The 1,141-nt window shown below is 42.0% G+C and carries 1 protein-coding gene; it reads left to right on the top strand.

Features of this window, described 5'->3' with window-relative positions; translation table 11 throughout:
• Positions 1–64 precede the first annotated feature (64 nt).
• On the top strand, positions 65–922 hold the full coding sequence (locus U2P91_RS17905) for an HD domain-containing phosphohydrolase (protein WP_322520102.1): 858 nt from the start codon (positions 65–67) through the stop codon (positions 920–922).
• Positions 923–1,141: the final 219 nt, after the last annotated feature.

Raw genomic sequence — 1,141 nt, forward strand, 5'->3', positions numbered from 1 at the left:
GTTCGTCGTTTTCTACTCATGTGTATAGTTTATCTTATTTTCTGGATTTTGTGTCCAACTATTTGTGGACATTATAATTTATGCTACTGGAAAAATCATGAAAAAATTCTGTCGGCCTAACGATATTGCCGCCCGTTGGGGTGGTGATGAGTTTGTACTGTTGTTGCCCAACACCGATGAGGTAGTTACTGCAAAAATCGTCGAACGTATGAATCAGGCTGTGGCCTTGGCACCGGTAGATCACGGTGTGCTTTCTATTGCCTTTGGCTGGGATACTAAAAAAAACCTGTCCGAAGATATGATGGTGGTCTTCAAAAATGCGGAAAACCAGATGTATAAGCACAAACTACTGCTCAAACCTCAGGTTCGGGATGATACCATTCGCGCGATCATGGCGTCTCTGTATGCCAAAAGCGGGTTTGAAAAAACCCATGGTTACAATATCAGCCAGTATGCCCGAAGGATCGGTGAGGAACTGCATTTAAGCAGTCGGGAAATGGAGACCCTGAACTGGGCATCGCTGCTCCATGACATTGGCAAGGTTACCCTTAATCCGGACGTTTTAAACAAAAAGGGAGACTTGACTGCTGATGAGTGGGTGACCGTTAAACGACATCCCGAAATCGGTTACCATATTACCAACACCTCACCAGATATGGCTGAGATTGCCTTGGCAATTTTGGGTCACCATGAATGGTGGGATGGTAGTGGTTATCCCAAGGGGCTATCGGGAAAAAAAATACCCCTTCAATCACGAATTATCGGGATTGCCGAGGCCTATGATACGATGGTTACGGACCGCCCCTATCAGTTGGCAATGGATAAAAGCCAGGCAGTTTGCGCCATCGTTAACGGTTCCGGCACTCAATTTGATCCGGAAATTGCTGCTATATTTATAAATTGGGTGATGAATGATCATTAAATAAAGAACTAAGACTTAATGAGGAACCTTCTATCTCAGTAACTGGTTACACTGCCTGGATAACGGTTTTCCGACTACAAACTGTTATTTTAATAAAAATATTGTTTAAAAATTTAAGTCTGGAGAAATTAATGAATGAAATTATATAATGTCCACAAATAGTTGGACACAAAATCCAGAAAATAAGATAAACTATACACATGAGTAGAAAACGACGAA

This window comes from Acetobacterium sp. K1/6, from assembly GCF_034438075.1.
GTDB lineage: Bacteria > Bacillota > Clostridia > Eubacteriales > Eubacteriaceae > Acetobacterium > Acetobacterium carbinolicum.